We start from the raw sequence: 753 nt of genomic DNA, 5'->3' as shown, positions 1-753 counted from the left end.
AGATCAAGTCCTTCGCACCACTGGTCAAGGAACTCGCGGCAGATTAGTCCAACCACAGAGGCAACAGCAATGAAGATACTGGTCCCCGTCAAGCGGGTCGTCGACTACAACGTCAAGGTGCGCGTGAAGAGCGACGGCACTGGTGTCGATATCGCCAACGTGAAGATGAGCATGAACCCCTTCGACGAGATCGCSGTCGAAGAGGCRGTGCGCCTGAAGGAGAAGGGCRCTGCTACTGAAATCATCGCCGTATCCTGCGGTGATGCGAAGTGCCAGGAGACCCTGCGCACCGCGATGGCGATCGGTGCCGACCGCGGCATCCTGGTCGAGACGACCGAAGAACTGCAGCCGCTGGCCGTGGCCAAGCTGCTCAAGGCCTTGGTCGACAAGGAGCAGCCGCAGTTGATCATCCTGGGCAAGCAGGCGATCGACGACGACGCCAACCAGACCGGCCAGATGCTGGCGGCGCTGGCCGACCTGCCGCAGGCCACCTTCGCYTCSAAGGTYGAGATCGACGGCGACAAGGTCAASGTCACGCGYGAAGTSGACGGCGGSMTGGARACCATCKCSCTSTCGCTKCCCGCRGTSATCACCACCGACCTGCGCCTGAACGAGCCRCGCTAYGTSACYYTGCCSAWCATCATGAAGGCSAAGAAGAAGCWGCTCGACACSGTGAAGCCCGAGGAGCTCGCTGCACACGACCGCGCGCAACAAGCTCAAGAGTGCCCAGAAGCGCYCCTCGATCATYGCCGC

General features: G+C 62.0%; 1 protein-coding gene. It reads left to right on the top strand.

What is annotated here, in order from left to right; genetic code table 11:
- Nucleotides 1-69 precede the first annotated feature (69 nt).
- The coding region (locus ACXJ3V_RS20180; RefSeq protein WP_457102140.1) for an electron transfer flavoprotein subunit beta/FixA family protein at nucleotides 70-753 on the top strand (684 nt) is incomplete at its 3' end.

It is taken from the genome of Microbacterium sp. P5_E9 (assembly GCF_054049175.1).
Note: the sequence above shows the minus strand (reverse complement) of the source record. Positions and strands in the feature narration are given on the sequence as shown.